Below are 16450 nucleotides of genomic sequence, written 5' to 3'. Positions count from 1 at the left end.
GTTTCAAAGCGCAGCGGTGCTTGGTATCCTTTGGCGCTTGTCCACAGGTAGCAACAGCAGATGAAAGAGCACTACGAACCGGCTGGTATCGAATCGGATGCCCAAGCCTTTTGGGATCAAATCGAGGCCTTTAAGGTCGTCGAAGACGACTCGCGTGAGAAATACTATTGCCTGTCGATGTTTCCCTATCCCAGTGGCAATCTGCACATGGGCCATGTGCGCAATTATACGATCGGCGACGTCATCAGTCGTTTTCAGCGCATGCTGGGCAAGAACGTGCTGCAGCCGATGGGCTGGGATGCGTTCGGTATGCCGGCTGAAAACGCCGCGATCAAACACGGACTCCCTCCCGCCAAATGGACGTATGCCAACATCGACCAGATGCGCGGACAATTTAAGCGCCTGGGTTTCGCGTTTGACTGGTCGCGAGAATTTGCCACGTGTGAGCCTGATTACTATCGGTGGGAGCAATGGCTGTTCACCGAACTGTTCAAGAAAGATTTGGTGTATCAAAAAGTCGCCCCGGTCAATTGGTGCCCAGTCGATCAAACAGTACTGGCTAACGAGCAGGTAGAAGACGGTTGCTGTTGGCGGTGTGGAACGCAGGTCGAGCGAAAAGAAATCAGCCAATGGTTTATGCGTATCACCTCATATGCTGACGAGCTTCTCGCGTCGCTAGACGATATGCCCGGTTGGCCGGATGCCGTGAAGACGATGCAGGCCAATTGGATTGGTCGCTCCGAGGGGCTCGAAATCGAATTTGAGATTCCTGGTTTCGGCACGCAAGCGGTTTTTACGACTCGCCCCGATACGCTCATGGGTGTTACCTATCTTGCGGTAGCGGCACAACATCCGTTGGCCATGAGTGCGGCGGAGTCCTCGCCGCAACTCGCGTCGTTTTTGGAGGAATGCAATACGATGCAGTCCTCAGAGGCGGCACTTGAGACGATGGAAAAGCGCGGTATGCCGCTCGGTGTCGAGGCCATCCATCCGGTAACGGGAGAAAATGTCCCGGTCATGGTCGCAAACTTTGTGCTCATGGGGTACGGCACGGGCGCGGTGATGGCGGTTCCCGGCCATGATCAACGCGACTACGAGTTCGCCCGAAAATACAATCTGCCGATCAAACAGGTGATCGAGAGCGACGAGGCCGACATCAATCTCAATAAGGAAGCATTTGTCGAACGTGGTCGTCTTATCAATTCCGGTGCATACAATGGAATGAATTTCGACGAGGCGTTTGAGGCGCTGGCCACGCGTTTCGAACAAGCGGGTACCGGGCGTCGACGTGTAAATTATCGATTGCGTGACTGGGGTGTATCCAGACAGCGTTACTGGGGCACACCAGTGCCGATCATCCACTGTGATGACTGCGGCGCGGTACCGGTGCCGGCAAGCGATTTGCCCGTGCGCTTGCCAGAGGACGTGACAATCGACGAGACAGGTTCACCACTGGGGCGTATGCCTGAGTTTGTCAATGTGCCGTGTCCGAAGTGCGGCAAGCCCGCACGGCGTGATACCGACACGTTCGACACCTTTGTTGAATCGTCCTGGTATTTTGCGCGCTTTGCTTCGTTTGATCAGGCCGAGGCGATGCTCGATGAACGCGCGCAGTATTGGTTGCCGGTCGATCAGTATATTGGCGGTATCGAGCACGCCATTTTACACCTGCTGTACGCGCGCTATTACACGCGTCTTCTGCGTGATGAAGGGATTCTCAATGTGAGTGAACCGTTCGCGCGGCTACTTACCCAGGGCATGGTGCTGAAAGACGGCGCAAAGATGTCTAAATCGAAAGGGAATACCGTTGACCCTCAGCCGATGATCGATAAGTACGGCGCCGATACGCTCAGGTTGTTTATGATGTCGGATGCACCGCCCGAGCAATCTTTGGACTGGTCCGAAGCCGGTGTGGAGGGCTCGGCCCGATTTATGAAGCGCGTTTGGCGCATGGTGCATACGCACGTATCGCGCGGGGGTAGGAGCGCCAAACCTGACGAGTGGTCCGCTTCACAGCAAACGCTCCTGCAGGCCAAAGCGCGAACGTTACTGAAAGTGCGTGACGATTTTGACCGTCGTCATACGTTCAATACCGCGGTGGCTGCGATTCGCGAGTTGACCAACCTCACCTGGAAGCAGATGAACATTGAGGCCGACTCCTACGACGCTGGCGATGCGGCCGTCGTGCACGAAACACTGGAAGCAATCGTGCTGATGCTGACCCCCATCACACCGCATGTCTGCCATTTTTGGTGGCAGGCCCTAGGTAATGGCGATGGGTTGATGAGCGCTACGTGGCCCGATGTGGATGAGGCCATGCTCGTGACAGACACCGTATCGATTGTTGTGCAGGTGAACGGAAAGTTGCGCGGCAAACTCGATGTCGCAGCGGATATGCCCAATGAGGAACTGGAGCATGCGGCACTCAGCGAGCCCAATGCTGCCCGCTTTATTGAGGGCAAAACCGTACGGCGCGTGATTGTCGTGCCCGGCAAACTGGTCAACATAGTGGCCAACTAATGGGTCGTCTCGCCGTCATCTATGTTGTTTCCTTCGCGCTGATTACCGGCTGCGGGTTTGCGCCACGCGGCGCCGATTCCTTGCCGGCCGATTTAGCCCCCGTCTACATAAAATCAGAGCGAAATACGGAACTCACCAAAGCACTTCGCCGCGCGCTCGAGCTGAGACAGGTTGCGCTGGCGACCTCTCCGATTGGCGCGGGTGCGGTATTGACGGTGAACAACCAGGACAATGGTCAGCGTATTTTGTCGGTCGCGGCCACTGACGGACCGGAAGAGTACGAGGTGTTTCAAACCGCCGTGTTTTCGCTGAGCATCGACGACACGGTGTATATCAGCAATCAGCGACTGGCGCTCACTCGTGACTACACGTTTGATAGAAATGATGTTCTCGGCAAACGCCATGAGTATGAGTCGCTGCGCACAGCGCTTGCCGCGGAAATGGCGCAGGCCATTTTACGGCGAGTGCGGTATGCCCGATAACGCGACTTCCCAGGTTGCGTCGGCGGTGGCGACGTGCGCCGACCTGCCTGTCGGTGCACTCGAGGCCGTGGTGCGCGCGTATGGTGTCGCACTGCAATCGGTGCCCTCCAATGCACCGATTCTCGGCTCCTACTGGGGCGATCGCGAGGCGGGCCTAGTGGGAAATACACTCTATGTCCGTGCGGACACACCGGTGCATTCGGCGCTCCATGAGTTGTGTCACTACGTTTGCATGCCGGCATCCCGTCGAGCCTCGCTCGACACCAATGCGGGTGGCGACTACGACGAAGAAAACGGCGTGTGTTATTTGCAGATCGTGCTGTCCGATACACTTGAGGGTTTTGACCGCGCGCATATGCTCCGGGACATGGATGCGTGGGGGTATACCTTTCGACTCGGTTCGGCGGGAGCCTGGTTCGAGCACGACGCCGACGATGCCTGTGCGTGGTTACAGCAGCATGGGGTGATCGATGCCCAGCGTGCACCGACTGGATCGATTCGTGACTGACGAGCCAGTTGGCAATGCGCGTCGACGCCATCTCGAACGGTTGGCGTGGCTGCTCGATAACGCCATTCGAGTGCCGTTTACCCAGCGTCGAATTGGGCTAGACAGCCTGGTGGGTTTGGTGCCCGGTGTCGGCGACGCGGTGGGCGGGCTATTGTCGACCTGGATACTGATACAGGGCATGCGCGTGCGGGTCCCGATGTTCACGCTCATGCAGATGATCATGAACGTGGCGGTCGAGGTCGTTATCGGATTTATCCCTGTGTTGGGCGATCTGTTTGATATGGGCTGGAAGGCCAATCACCGCAATGTGAAACTTCTGTCGGACTACCTCGACCGGCCGGCGGAAACCGCGCGGGGCAGTCTGATTCTGATGCTGTTGATCTTGCTCCTACTGATGGCGGTCGGCATCGCGACGGTGTGGGGCGGCCTTTGGCTGTTTGGCCAGGTCATCGACGGCGTTGGCTATCTCTGGTCGCTGGCAAGCGGCTGATTGCACGCGGGTTAAAGTGTGTGCAACGCGTGCACGGCCCGGTTATGATTTAGCCATGACCGTCGCCTGTCGATTGCCCCTGTGAACGTTCGCCCCGATGACCTAGATGGCCGCCTGGCCAGTCAACTTGACGCTGTTTATTTGATCAGCGGCGACGAACCGTTGTTGGTGGACGAAGCGTGCGATGCGATCCGTCGGCGCGCTTACGAGGCGGGATTTAGCGGGCGCGATGTGCATATTGTCGAGCGTGGATTCGACTGGTCAGCGGTGACGGTTGGCGGCAGCAATCTGTCCTTGTTCGATGATCGACAGCTGACGGAAATTCGCATTCCCAACGGCAAGCCCGGACGGGTGGGCAGCAAAGCGATCGTTGAACTGGTTGAGCAAACTCACGCGGACGACTGCCTGCTCGTCATCGTCCCGAAATTGGATGCGAGTGCGAAAAAGAGCGCGTGGGTTAAGGCGCTCAGCCAGCGCGGTGTGATGGTCCAGCATTGGCCACTCAACGCACAACAGCTTCCTCAGTGGATTGCCGGCCGCCTACAAAAAGAAGGACTCGACGCCAGTCGCGATGCGTTGCTGATGCTCGCGGATCGGTCGCAGGGCAATCTGTTGGCCGCGCAGCAGGAGATCACGAAGCTACGCCTACAGTTTGACGCTGGTTCCATCACGGCGGAGGACGTGGCCAAATCGGTGGCTGATAGCGCGCGCTTTGATGTCTTCCAGCTGGTTGACGCCGCATTGATCGGCGATACCCGGCGCAGTCTGCGCATTCTCGGTGGGCTGCACGCCGAGGGCGTTGAGCCTGTGCTGATTCTTTGGGCGCTCGGACGCGAAATCCGCACGTTGGCGAGTGTGTGCTTTGCCATGGAAAACGGCGGTGGCGTGGACGCCGCAATGAATGCCGCCCGTGTGTGGTCGACGCGCAAAACACTGGTCTCAAGGGCAGCCCAGCGGCTGCAATCGAGCAAACGTGCCAATGCCTTACTCGTACTCGCTGCGCAGACCGATGCGGCGGTCAAAGGTCAAGGTCCAGGCGATCCGTGGGGCTGCCTGCGAGCGCTGGTGCTGGGTGTGAGTCACGGTGGTGCCGCCATGGCGGTGGCGTGATGAGATAGCGCCATGACCGCCATCGGCATTTTTGGGGGCACGTTTGACCCTATTCACTACGGCCATCTTCGCACCGCGTTTGAGCTGAGGCGCGTGTTGCGGCTGTCCGAGGTGCGTTTTTTACCGAACGGGGATCCGCCCCATCGGGACGGCGCCATCGCGCCGGCGCACCACCGTCTCGGTATGGTGCGGGCTGCAGCCCAGGGGCAGGAGGGCTTTGTCGTGGATGATCGCGAACTCCGTCGCGATGGTCCGTCCTACTCAGTCGACACCCTACTGGATCTGCGCGGCGACTACCCGGATGCTGCGCTTTGCTTGATCGTCGGGATGGATGCGTTTTTGGGTCTGCCTAAATGGCATCAATGGCAGCGGGTCCTTGAGCTTGCCCATGTTATAGTAGCGCATCGACCCGGCTGGCAGGTTCCGGATGCGGGCACGCTGGGCGAGTTGCTAAAACATCGAGGCACCGATGCCGTTGACGAACTTCATGCCGTGCAGGCTGGCCGGATCTACGTGCACGCGGTAACGCAGCTGGAAATTTCCTCGACGGCTTTGCGCCAACTCATTTGTCGAGGTGGCGACCCCCGATTTTTAATCCCCGATGCGGTGCGTGCCTACATGAACGAGCACGCCTGTTATCCGCTTGAAAAATTACGATGCAAGGAAACTAATGTCTGACCAAGAACGACCCGATCACATTGTCTCGCTGGTGGAAGCAGCGCTCGATGAACTCAAAGCCCAAGAAGTGCAGGTGCTGGACGTGAGCAAGCTCACATCGATCACCGATCGTATGATCATTGCGAGTGGCCGCTCCAACCGTCATGTAAAATCGATGGCCGAAGATGTGGTGCGTAAAGCCAAAGAACACAACATTGACGTATTGGGTAGCGAGGGCGAACAAGACGGCGAGTGGGTGCTCATCGATCTTGCGTTCGTCGTGGTGCATCTCATGCTGCCGCGTGTTCGTGATTTTTATAAACTCGAAAAGCTCTGGGGGCTCGAAGGCGGCAGCGAACCTGTCGCCGCCACATAACGGTCCGCTATGGATTGTCGACTGATTTGCGTGGGTAAGCGCATGCCGGACTGGGTGGAGTCGGGCGTCAGCGAGTTTTCCCGACGTTTTGTTAAACCGCTCCATTTCTCAGTGATCGCGGTACCCACCGCAAAGCGCAGTCGGGCTAATAATCCGTCCGTTTATCAAGAGCAAGAAGGGAAAGCGCTGCTGTCCCACGTTAACGATAGCCATCATGTTGTCGCCCTCGATGTGCAGGGGAAAATGCGCACGACGGAGCAACTTGCCGATTGGCTTGATCAGCGATTTCTCGATGCTCGACCCCTTGCGTTTCTTATCGGTGGGCCAGATGGCCTTTCCCAAGAGTGTCGCGCCCGCGCCAATGAATCCTGGTCGTTATCAAAACTGACCTTGCCGCACGGTTTGGCTCGCGTGGTTGTGATAGAAGCTCTGTATCGGGCGAACAGTTTGCGTGTTGGCCATCCCTATCATCGGGCTTGATCGACGCCGGTGACTCGCCAAGCGCCAACCACGCGGCAAAACGATTCATGAATAAAGAAAATCAACGGCTTATAGTGCTTGCTTCCGCGTCACCGCGCCGTACCGCGCTGCTGGCACAGCTCGGTGTTCGGCACCGGCAACACCCCGCTGATATCGATGAATCGAGACGAGATTCCGAGTTACCCGAAGATTACGTGCGGCGTATGGCGGATGAAAAAGCCGCCACGGCGTTGGCAAAATGCAACGACTGCGTCGTAATTGGGTCAGATACGGTGGTGGTGTCAGATGGTGAGGTGTTGGGTAAGCCCATCGACCAACACGATCACGCCAGAATGTTTGCACAATTATCGGGGCGCACCCATCATGTTCTGACTGCGGTGACCGTCATGGACGCCACTCGTTGCGCACGGGCACTGAGTCAAAGCGCCGTCACGTTTGCTTTGATCGGTCCAAGAGACGTTGCGCGTTATTGGGCCACCGGCGAACCCGCCGACAAAGCGGGTGGTTATGCCATCCAGGGAATGGCCGCCTTGTTTGTCGAGCGCCTGAGCGGCAGCTATTCGGGTGTCATGGGCTTGCCCGTGCGAGAAACCGCTCAACTGCTGGCGCAGTTTGATGCGTTTGACTGGCTCAGCGAAGAGAGCGTATGAAAGAAGAGATATTGGTCAATGTGGCATCCGGCGAAACTCGCGTTGCCATCGTTGAAAACGGTGTGCTGCAGGAAGTGTTGATGGAGCGCGCCAGCCGTACCGGGTTAGTCAGCAATATCTACCGCGGTAAGGTGAGTCGCGTGTTGCCGGGCATGCAGGCCGCTTTTATCGATGTGGGTCTCGAACGCACGGCGTTTTTGCATGCGTCGGACATCGTCACGCCGGATGTCGATGACGATGGAATCGAAGCGCTCGACGAGCCTAATAACATTCGTGAGTTGGTGCGCGACGGCGATTCGATTTTGGTGCAAGTGGTCAAAGACCCGATTGGCACCAAGGGCGCTCGCCTCACAACGTTTATTACCATTCCATCGCGCTACCTCGTGTACATGCCAAACGGCCAGGGTGTCGGCGTGTCCACCCGAATCGACGACGAAACAGAGCGCGAACGACTGCGTGATACGGTAGCCCAGTTTATCGATCCGGATACCCGCGGCGGCTACATCGTACGCACAGCAGCGGAGGGCGCGCAGTACGAAGCATTACGCGCCGACATGCTGTTTTTATCCAAACTGTGGAACATTGTCGAAGCGCGCAGTCGCCAAGCCAGTGCATCGGAGTTGGTGTATCAGGATTTGCCGCTACACGAACGCATCCTGCGCGATCTTCTCAATGCGGAGATCGAGCGTATCCGCGTTGACAGTGACGAAGCGTTTCATGATATGCGCCACTTCGCCGAAACGTTTATTCCTGAGTTGGCACCTGTCATTGAGCATTATTCCGGCGATCGCCCGCTATTTGACTTTCACAATGTCGAAGAAGAAATACACAAGGCGCTGAATCGCAAAGTGGGTCTTAAGTCGGGCGGCTACCTGATCATCGATCAGACTGAAGCGATGACCACGGTGGACGTGAACACGGGGGCGTTTGTCGGACATCGAAATTTAGAAGACACCATCTTTAAAACGAATTTAGAAGCGGCCCAGGCGATCGCGCGACAACTGCGTTTGCGCAATCTCGGCGGTATTATCATTCTCGATTTTATTGACATGCATGACGAAGAGCACCGGCACCAGGTCCTGCAAGCGCTCGAAAAGTATTTGTCCCGTGATCACGTGAAGTTTTTTGTGTCGGAAGTGACACAGCTTGGGCTCGTGGAAATGACCCGTAAGCGAACGCGCGAGAGTCTTCAGCACATTACGTGTGAGTCGTGCACTGTATGCAACGGACGCGGATACGTGAAAACCGCAGAAACCGTTGTCTATGAAATTTTTCGCGAAATTATGCGCCAAAACCGTCAGTTCGAGTTTCAGAAACTCATGATTTTGGCGAGCCAGGAAGTGATTGATCTGCTGCTCGATGAAGAATCGTCATCCCTTGCGGAAGTGGAAATTAATACCGGCAAACCGATTCGCGTTCAGGCGGAATCGAGCTACCACGTCGAGCAATTTGATGTGGTGTTAATGTAACGATGAGCGATAAGCCTAACACCCGACCAGCCCGAAAACCGACGCGAGTCGGTTTTCTTCGATGGGTGTGGCGAATTGTCGCTGCGACGTTTGCTGTGGTGGTCGTGTCCGTGGCCTTGCTTATCGGCTTGTTTCGCGTCGCTGTCCCGCTGATCCCGGATGTGCAAGACCGCATCGAATCGGCGGCCACTGACGCATTGGGCCATCCGTTGTCCGTTGGCAGTGTCGACGCCCGGTGGCGTTTGCATGGCCCGGAACTCGTGTTTGACGATGTGTCGATTCAGTCGCAGGACGGCACGCAAACGGTGCTAAACGCCGATCGGCTGCGGGTGGCTATCGATCTTATGGATTGGTTTCGTACCGGCTCAATCAATCCGTCGATTCTGACGCTGTCGGGTTTCGAGCTCACCGTGCACCGGGATGAAGAGGGTGCCTGGTATATCCAAGACTTACCGATCGACGCCCTCAAAGGCGATGCAGCGCCCACCACCGCGTGGGGCGTGGCGGACGGTGTCTTTGGCATTAACAACGTTGCGCTGAGTGTTGAAGACCGCAAAGAGGGTTACGCATTCTCGATTCCCGATTTTGATGTTGACCTTCAGATAGTCGATCAGTTGCTCAATCTCGAAGGCGAATTGGAGCTTGAAACACGTGGCGATCGCATTGAGTTTTCCGTTGATGCGGAGGGCCGGGTAAACCAGCCAGAGTCGATCGCGTGGACCGGATTTGTGTCTGGCGAAAACGTCAATTGGTCCAAAGTGTCGGACATCACGCAGATTCAAGATTGGTCAACGAGCGAGCCTGTTGAACTGTCGCTATGGATACGTGCGGTGGGCGTCGAGCCGCGCGAAGCAAGTGTAACGATCGACGCGAGCGATGTTCGTGTAGCCTCGAGCGAGCGAACGATCGCCCGCGTGGCCGGGCGCTATACCTGGCGCGGTGCGGCGAATTACTGGGTGCTTGAGGGTGATGATGTTGAACTGGGGGCGCATGCCGACTCAACACCGGGCACATTGCGACTCAGTTATGGCTTGAGCGACGCAACATCATCGCAGCGGAGCACGTCGACGGGCCACACCGCACGTCGAATCGAGTTGTCGGCAACAGAGCTCAACATCGACGATCTCATCACGTTGGCACTCCCAGCGCATGAGCACGTGGCGGATATAGATAGCCGCTATGCGCCCACGGGACGAGTTACTGATATTCATGGGTTTTTCCTGTTTACCGACGACGCGATCGCGGATTTTGCGCTGGATGGAACGCTTCGCGGTGCGGGCCTGCGTGGGGCGGAGGGCAGGCCTGGTTTTTCGGGTCTCGACGCACGCATTTTTGGCAGTCGGACCAAAGGGGGAATGACCCTCACAGCGCTTGAGCAGATCGACCTGACGGGCGTGTTGCGTGACGAGGTGCCGCTGGACAGTGTGCGCGCCGACGTGGTCTGGAGTCATGAACCGGAAGGGACCACAATACAGATCGATAATCTTTTGCTCCAAAATGCCGACATCCAGGTAAATGGGTCAATTGGACTGCGTCGCGACGCGCCCGACTCTAGCTGGATCGGCGATCTGTCCCTGGCGGTCGACGAGCTCGATTTGAGCAACGCGTACCATTACTTCCCGGTCAATCGGTTCAAGGGCCGATTGCTCAATTGGCTCGACGCTGCATTGACAGACGGTACCGGGCGCAATGGGCGCTTTCAGCTGAAGGGGCCACTGCACAAATTTCCGTTTGTAAACGAAGCGGATGGTGAGTTTTTGGCGAGCATTGACTTAGTGGGTGCGACACTGCACTACGCTAAAGACTGGCCAGACATCGAAGCACTGGATGCCACCCTCACGTTTGAGCGTAACAGCCTTCGTGGCTCGGTTTCCAAAGCGAATCTACTTACGCTGAGCATCGATGATGCGCAGGCCTCGATTGACGATTTTAAAAAAGCGATCGTGTTTGTTGAAGGCGGCGTGTCTGCGCAGCTCGATGATATGCGTGCGTTTCTGGATGCGACACCACTGGTGGATAATTGGGGGCAAAGCTGGCCGGATGCGCAGTTTTTTGGAGATGGCCGTGCGCAAGTCAATCTGACCATCCCAACAAAAGCCCGTAAGGATACGCAGTTTGATGTCGCCCTTCAGTTTGAGGAAGCGCAGTTTCAATTTCGCGATTGGCGTCAAACGGCCACGGATTTACGCGGTGAGCTACGGGCATCGAGAAACGGTCTGACGGGCAGTGGTATCCAAGGACAGTTTCTTGGTGAGCCGGTTGAGATCGCGGTGTCGCCGTCTTCTGTGGAGGGGTATTCAACCGACATCGAACTGCGAGGCGCGACTCGGCCATCGTCGCTGGCGCGTCATGTGCACGAGCGTTTGGCGGATCATTTGAGTGGTTTGGCATCTTGGCGCGCGTCGCTGGCCTTACCCGCAGTAGGCAGCAATATGCCGCTCCAGGCGCGCCTGCGTTCCTCGCTCGAGGGCATGGCAATCACTTTGCCGGCGCCGCTTGCCAAGCGCGCGGATGAAGCGCGTTTTATCGACGCCATGTTAACGGTGATCGATGAGGATCGTTTGCGTGTTACGACCGGTTATGGCGATAACACCAACGTAATTGCTCAAGTACAGAGTCGTGATGGTCGCTGGATCGTGCCGAGGGGTGAGCTACGGTTTGGTCAGGGCGGGGCCACGCTTCCCGGTCTTGAACAAGTGCGTATTGTGGGCGACGTCGACTATCTTGATTTGTCGCAGATTAGTCGGTTCGTGGAACACTACGCGTCGGACTCGCCATGGGTGGACGTTCACAGTGCCGAACTTGACGTGGTCAATCTTGCTGGGCTCCAACAGGAATTCGGTGCGAATCGCCTCACGATGGCGAAGCAGGATGCGCGACGGATGTTCACGTTCACGGGCGAAAAACTGGAGGGCTTGCTATCGGTTCCGCATGTTGTAACGCCCGATGACCCCGTGATCGGTCAATTCGAGCGGGTGGAATGGGCCAGCAATGATAGCGACGAGCCTGTCGACCCACGTTCCGCGCCTTCGTTTCGAGCGTTGGTCAATTCGTTTCGGTTTAATGATTTCGATCTGGGGGTGCTGGTCGCCCACCTTGAGGCTCGGCAAAATCTGGTGGCGATCAGAGAGTTTACAACCACCGCTGAGGACTTTACTACACGGACAACCGGATCATGGGTGTTTGGTAACGGCGAGTCGACGACATATCTAGTCAGCGAACTCAATTCAACGAATGTGCAGAACACGCTCAAGGCGCTCAACTTTGCGGAGTTTATGCAGGCCGACAGCGCGTCAGCAAAATTGGAGATGAACTGGCCAACCGGATGGACGCCCAACTATCTTGAGACGGTGGAGGGCACGCTGACGGTCGAAATCGGGCAAGGGAAACTGGTGTCTGTGGATCCCGGCGCCGGACGAGTGTTTGGGTTGTTGAGTATCGGGGCTTTACCTCGGCGTCTGAATCTCGACTTTCGCGATGTCTTCGATTCGGGCTTTGGATTCGATTCAATCGCCGGTGATTTTGTTATCGAGGAAGGCAGTGCCGTCACTGACAACTTGGCGCTGTCAGGGCCCGCGGCCAATGTGGTGATTGTCGGTCGCACCGGAATCATCGAAAAAGACTACGACCAGACCGCACTCGTCTACGCTAATTTTGGCTCATCGCTGCCCATTGCCGGCGCGATTGCAGGAGGCCCGGCCGTGGGTGCCGCGTTGTTGGTGGTGACGGAGATTTTCAAAAAACCACTGCAGAATATGGGCAAAGTCAGTTACTCGATCACCGGTGGTTGGGAAGAGCCGGTGATCACCCGCACGGGCTCCGCGCGACCCGATGTGCCGCCGGAAACCGAGCCGGATGACGTTGGTACGGGTGCGGCGGGCTCGTCGACTGAGCCACCGGTGTCCAACGAAGCGGTCGAGCCTCCGACGCCCGAATAAGGTGTGGGCGTTACGATGCGCTACAATATCGCTCTTTATTCGATCAGCCGTAGATGAGGAGACAGTGTGTCCGCCATTGCACTACCGAGTTATGACGTGATTACCCAGCAGGTCGAGCGCGACTTGCTTGGCGGGGCTGGCCTGACGCTCGCCGATGTTGAGCGCACCTTGGCCACCGCGATGGCGCCGGGCATCGACGAAGCGGACGCGTATTTTCAACACACGATTCAAGAGTCTTGGACACTCGAGGACGGTCGCGTTAAAGACGCCAGCCAGTCGATTGAACAAGGGGTTGGGGTCCGCGCGATCAGCGAGGAGAAAACCGGCTTTGCGTATGCCGACGAGTTGATCCTGCCCGCGCTTGATCAGGCCTCCACGGCGGCTCGCGCGATTGCGCGACGCGGTGAGCAAGGGCGTATGCAGGCGTGGCGTCGGACGCCAGGCTCACCGCTGTATCAGCCAGCCAGCCCGCTCACGACACTCGACGATCATGCCAAAATTGCATTGCTTGAGCGCGTGGATAAAGCGGTGCGTGCGATGGACAGTCGGGTATGCGAGGTAGTCGTCTCCATGTCAGGTGTGCATGAGCAGATGTTAGTAGCCGCGGCCGACGGCACCTTGGCGGCCGACGTGCGACCTCTGGTACGCATGAATGTGTCGGTGATTGTCGAATCGAACGGGCGCCGCGAGCAGGGTTACGCCGGATGTGGCGGCCGTTATGGTTTAGACGCATTTGCCAACGGCGAGCGCGCAATTGAATTGGGTCGCGAGGCGGTCGATCAGGCGCTGGTCAATCTCGAGGCCGGTGCGGCGCCAGCGGGGCCTATGACCGTCGTTCTGGGTCCCGGTTGGCCTGGCATATTGCTCCACGAAGCCATCGGTCACGGTCTCGAAGGCGACTTTAATCGCAAAGGAACGTCGGCCTTTAGTCAGGCGGTCGGTCAAAAAGTGGCGTCGGAATATTGCACAGTAGTGGACGACGGAACGCTGCCTAATCGCCGCGGGTCGCTTACGGTGGATGACGAAGGCTACCCTACACAGTGCACACATTTGATCGAAAACGGTGTGTTAAAGGGCTACATGCAAGATAAGCTCAATGCGAAATTGATGGGTGTGGCGGCAACCGGTAACGGGCGACGCGAATCCTTTGCGCATTTGCCTATGCCGCGTATGACCAACACCTACATGCTGCCAGGGCCGCATAATCCGGAAGAAATAATCGCGTCGGTTGACAAAGGACTGTACGCGGCCAACTTCGGCGGTGGCGAGGTGGATATCACGTCGGGTAAGTTTGTTTTTTCGGCGAGCCAAGCCTACTTGATTGAGAAGGGCAAAATGACGCGGCCGGTTAAAGGTGCGACGCTGATCGGTAGCGGCCCGGATGTGCTCAAGGAGGTCAGTATGGTGGGGGATGACCTTCAGCTCGATGCGGGTGTGGGAACGTGTGGCAAAGAAGGGCAGAGCGTGCCCGTTGGGGTAGGTCAGCCCACGCTGAAAATCGATACGCTCACAGTTGGTGGCACAGGCTGACTTAGGCGCGATCGGTGCATGTGAACGCGCCTCACTGTTTGAACACCGCCGTGTGCAGTCGATCGAATCGACAACCACACTCCTCCTGGTCGTGTCGGTGTAATTCAGTGACACGCTGCGTGTAGCGGGCAGTGTCAAAACGATGGAAGTCGTTAGCGCGGCCGATGGACAGAAAGAAAACGGGGCGAGCGTCTTAAGCTTAGACTCAAGACACTCAGAAGCAGGGAAAGAGGCCAAGTACTCTTCTGCTTCCGTGTACGAAACACCCCCCAAGAACCGTCTTAAACCTTTACACTGTTACTTGGCCAGCGCGGGCACGATGCGTATCGAACGTGCAATCTGCGCAGCGCTGTGTGTCGATTAAGAGGGTCGCAAAACCGCATGATGCCGACAACTGTCTCAAATTGGCGACAAGTTATGCAAAGCAGTGGTTACTCTTGGATTATAAATTGCGTTTAGTTATTCATCTAAGTTCCTGCAACTTATACCGTTTGGTTTATCAAAGGAGTGCGCTGTGCACGCTGTTCTGACCGTTTTTTGGAAAGAAGTCACTGATAATTTTCGTGATCGTCGAACCATGTTGTCCGCGTTGTTACTCGGCCCGCTGCTTGGGCCACTCGTTTTTTCCGGCATGATCAGCATTATGTTGAGCACGCAGCTCGACGATGTGGATGAGACGCTTGAGATTCCAGTGATCGGCGCGGAGTACGCACCAAATCTGATGCAGTTTATTCGTCAGAATAATGTGCAGCTCAAGGAACTACCGGCCACGACTGATGGTGAGGCACTGGTGCGCGATCGAGAATACCCGGTGATGCTCATCATCAGCGAGTCCTTCCCGCGGCATTTTCGCGATGGCGTGCCCGCGACAGTTCAGACCGTCGCCGATCAATCCAGTCAGAAAACACAAAAACCATTCTCCCGGCTAACCGCCATTCTTCAGGCCTACAACAAAAAAACGGGCGTTTTGCGGCTTCAGGCACGCGGCATCAGTTCGGTCGTTGTGGAGCCGCTTGCGATCGATCATGTGGACATTTCAACACCCGCATCGCGTGCCATCATGATTGTGGGTGTCATTACGTACTTTTTTATTTTTGCCGTGCTCATGGGTGGTATGTACTTGGCTATCGACACGACCGCCGGCGAGCGCGAACGCGGTTCGCTTGAATCATTGCTCAGTGTGCCCGTTTCTCGCGGCCGTTTAATCATCGGCAAATTGCTCGCGACATCATTATTCATGGCAATGTCTTTGTTCATGAGCATTGTGGCATTCTATTTCAGCGTGAAATTGTTGCCACTCGAGAAAATCAATATGGTGGCCAATTTTTCCGTTCCGATCGCCATCCAGACCTTTTTAATCATGTTGCCATTTGTGCTGTTCGGCGCGGCGTTTATGACAATCATCGCGACCTTCAGCAAAACGTATAAGGAAGCGCAAAGCTATCTGTCCATGGCCATGATGTTGCCCACCTTGCCCATCATGCTCGCGATTTTCGCTTCGCTTAAACCACAGTCGTCGTTCATGCTCGTACCCAGTCTCAGTCAGCACCTGCTCGTCACCGAGTTGGTGAAGGGCATTCCCTTGGCCCCCGAGGCGGTGGTGATATCGGTGGTCTCGACGCTCGCTCTCGCGCTGGTTTTGGCGATGTTGTCGGTCTATCGCTACTACCAGGAATCACTGCTGGTGTAGTGTCCGCCTATGGGGTAACGGATACGGCTTGAGCTGGGCGCCTGAACAAATCAGCCTCAATTGCGAAATATTTCTCTCCAGGTGCCGGTCTGTGTTCACACAGACATTGTTCACATGGAGAAATCGATGCAAAAAATCATCGTTGTTTTGTGCCTGGCATTTGCCGCGGCAATGCCCGCTCAGGCGGACGACCACGCGGCTCAGCCCGCCTTGTATAGCGTGTTGTTTTATGCGGATTGGTGCGGCAGCTGCAAGGTGTTGGACCCCGCCATCAATAAAGCCCGTAGCCAGGCCGATCTAGACAATGAACGCGTGTTGTTTTTAACACTAGATCTCACCGACGATACCCGTCGCCACCAGTCGGGACTGCTGGCTAACGCGCTGGGTATTGGGGAGTATTACGCTAAAAACGAGGGTCGCACAGGTTTTATGTTGCTGGTTGACGCGCGCACCGGGAAGCTGTATTCCCGCGTAACGAAAGCAATGGACGCCGACGCCATAACCGTGGCAGTGAAGGCTGCGTTGGACAGCACCACAAGCTAGGAATTGG

14 protein-coding genes are annotated in these 16450 nt (G+C 56.6%); all 14 read left to right on the top strand.

Going from position 1 to position 16450, the window contains the following annotated elements; translation table 11 throughout:
• The first annotated feature begins 60 nt into the window (after nucleotides 1-60).
• Nucleotides 61-2520, top strand: a complete 2460-nt coding sequence (leuS, locus tag AAF465_09135; GenBank protein MEM7082886.1) for a leucine--tRNA ligase — start codon at nucleotides 61-63, stop codon at nucleotides 2518-2520.
• On the top strand, nucleotides 2520-3002 hold the full coding sequence (gene lptE, locus AAF465_09130; GenBank protein MEM7082885.1) for an LPS assembly lipoprotein LptE: 483 nt from the start codon (nucleotides 2520-2522) through the stop codon (nucleotides 3000-3002). The genes leuS and lptE overlap by 1 nt, the downstream gene beginning before the upstream one ends.
• On the top strand, nucleotides 2992-3510 hold the full coding sequence (locus tag AAF465_09125; GenBank protein MEM7082884.1) for a hypothetical protein: 519 nt from the start codon (nucleotides 2992-2994) through the stop codon (nucleotides 3508-3510). Before lptE ends, AAF465_09125 begins: the two co-directional genes overlap by 11 nt.
• Nucleotides 3503-4000, top strand: coding sequence for a DUF4112 domain-containing protein (locus AAF465_09120; protein MEM7082883.1), 498 nt, complete (start codon nucleotides 3503-3505; stop codon nucleotides 3998-4000). The genes AAF465_09125 and AAF465_09120 overlap by 8 nt, the downstream gene beginning before the upstream one ends.
• Before the next feature lie 81 nt (nucleotides 4001-4081).
• On the top strand, nucleotides 4082-5110 hold the full coding sequence (gene holA / locus AAF465_09115; GenBank protein MEM7082882.1) for a DNA polymerase III subunit delta: 1029 nt from the start codon (nucleotides 4082-4084) through the stop codon (nucleotides 5108-5110).
• Nucleotides 5111-5122: 12 nt separating this feature from the next.
• A complete protein-coding gene (gene nadD / locus AAF465_09110) occupies nucleotides 5123-5788 on the top strand; it encodes a nicotinate-nucleotide adenylyltransferase (GenBank protein ID MEM7082881.1) in 666 nt (221 codons plus the stop codon).
• A complete protein-coding gene (rsfS, locus tag AAF465_09105; protein MEM7082880.1) occupies nucleotides 5781-6143 on the top strand; it encodes a ribosome silencing factor in 363 nt (120 codons plus the stop codon). Before nadD ends, rsfS begins: the two co-directional genes overlap by 8 nt.
• A 9-nt stretch (nucleotides 6144-6152) precedes the next feature.
• Nucleotides 6153-6623: a 23S rRNA (pseudouridine(1915)-N(3))-methyltransferase RlmH gene (gene rlmH, locus AAF465_09100; protein MEM7082879.1), complete on the top strand. Its 471-nt coding sequence runs from the start codon at nucleotides 6153-6155 to the stop codon at nucleotides 6621-6623.
• Between the two features lie 47 nt (nucleotides 6624-6670).
• Nucleotides 6671-7273 (top strand): Maf family protein, encoded by a 603-nt coding sequence (locus AAF465_09095; protein MEM7082878.1) that lies wholly within the window; start codon nucleotides 6671-6673, stop codon nucleotides 7271-7273.
• A complete protein-coding gene (rng, locus tag AAF465_09090) occupies nucleotides 7270-8742 on the top strand; it encodes a ribonuclease G (protein MEM7082877.1) in 1473 nt (490 codons plus the stop codon). Before AAF465_09095 ends, rng begins: the two co-directional genes overlap by 4 nt.
• 2 nt (nucleotides 8743-8744) lie before the next feature.
• Nucleotides 8745-12680, top strand: a complete 3936-nt coding sequence (locus AAF465_09085; protein ID MEM7082876.1) for a YhdP family protein — start codon at nucleotides 8745-8747, stop codon at nucleotides 12678-12680.
• A gap of 75 nt (nucleotides 12681-12755) precedes the next feature.
• Nucleotides 12756-14210 carry a metalloprotease TldD gene (tldD, locus tag AAF465_09080; protein ID MEM7082875.1) on the top strand — a complete coding sequence of 485 codons (1455 nt, stop codon included), beginning with the start codon at nucleotides 12756-12758 and terminating at the stop codon, nucleotides 14208-14210.
• Nucleotides 14211-14724: 514 nt separating this feature from the next.
• The gene (locus AAF465_09075) at nucleotides 14725-15900 is read left to right on the top strand and encodes an ABC transporter permease (GenBank protein ID MEM7082874.1); all 1176 of its coding nucleotides are present in this window, start codon (nucleotides 14725-14727) and stop codon (nucleotides 15898-15900) included.
• 126 nt (nucleotides 15901-16026) lie between these two features.
• Nucleotides 16027-16443 carry a thioredoxin domain-containing protein gene (locus AAF465_09070; protein MEM7082873.1) on the top strand — a complete coding sequence of 139 codons (417 nt, stop codon included), beginning with the start codon at nucleotides 16027-16029 and terminating at the stop codon, nucleotides 16441-16443.
• Nucleotides 16444-16450 lie beyond the last annotated feature (7 nt).

This window comes from Pseudomonadota bacterium, assembly GCA_039028935.1.
Taxonomy (GTDB): Bacteria; Pseudomonadota; Gammaproteobacteria; order Steroidobacterales; family SZUA-146; genus SZUA-146.
This window is presented reverse-complemented; position numbering and strand designations above follow the sequence as displayed.

Excerpts from the sequence above, each read along its gene's own strand:
- leuS (MEM7082886.1), top strand. The coding sequence starts at position 61 with ATGAAAGAGCACTACGAACCGGCTGGTATCGAATCGGATGCCCAAGCC.
- lptE (MEM7082885.1), top strand. The coding sequence starts at position 2,520 with ATGGGTCGTCTCGCCGTCATCTATGTTGTTTCCTTCGCGCTGATTACC.
- AAF465_09125 (MEM7082884.1), top strand. The coding sequence starts at position 2,992 with ATGCCCGATAACGCGACTTCCCAGGTTGCGTCGGCGGTGGCGACGTGC.
- nadD (MEM7082881.1), top strand. The coding sequence starts at position 5,123 with ATGACCGCCATCGGCATTTTTGGGGGCACGTTTGACCCTATTCACTAC.
- rsfS (MEM7082880.1), top strand. The coding sequence starts at position 5,781 with ATGTCTGACCAAGAACGACCCGATCACATTGTCTCGCTGGTGGAAGCA.
- rlmH (MEM7082879.1), top strand. The coding sequence starts at position 6,153 with ATGGATTGTCGACTGATTTGCGTGGGTAAGCGCATGCCGGACTGGGTG.
- AAF465_09095 (MEM7082878.1), top strand. The coding sequence starts at position 6,671 with ATGAATAAAGAAAATCAACGGCTTATAGTGCTTGCTTCCGCGTCACCG.
- rng (MEM7082877.1), top strand. The coding sequence starts at position 7,270 with ATGAAAGAAGAGATATTGGTCAATGTGGCATCCGGCGAAACTCGCGTT.
- AAF465_09085 (MEM7082876.1), top strand. The coding sequence starts at position 8,745 with ATGAGCGATAAGCCTAACACCCGACCAGCCCGAAAACCGACGCGAGTC.
- AAF465_09070 (MEM7082873.1), top strand. The coding sequence starts at position 16,027 with ATGCAAAAAATCATCGTTGTTTTGTGCCTGGCATTTGCCGCGGCAATG.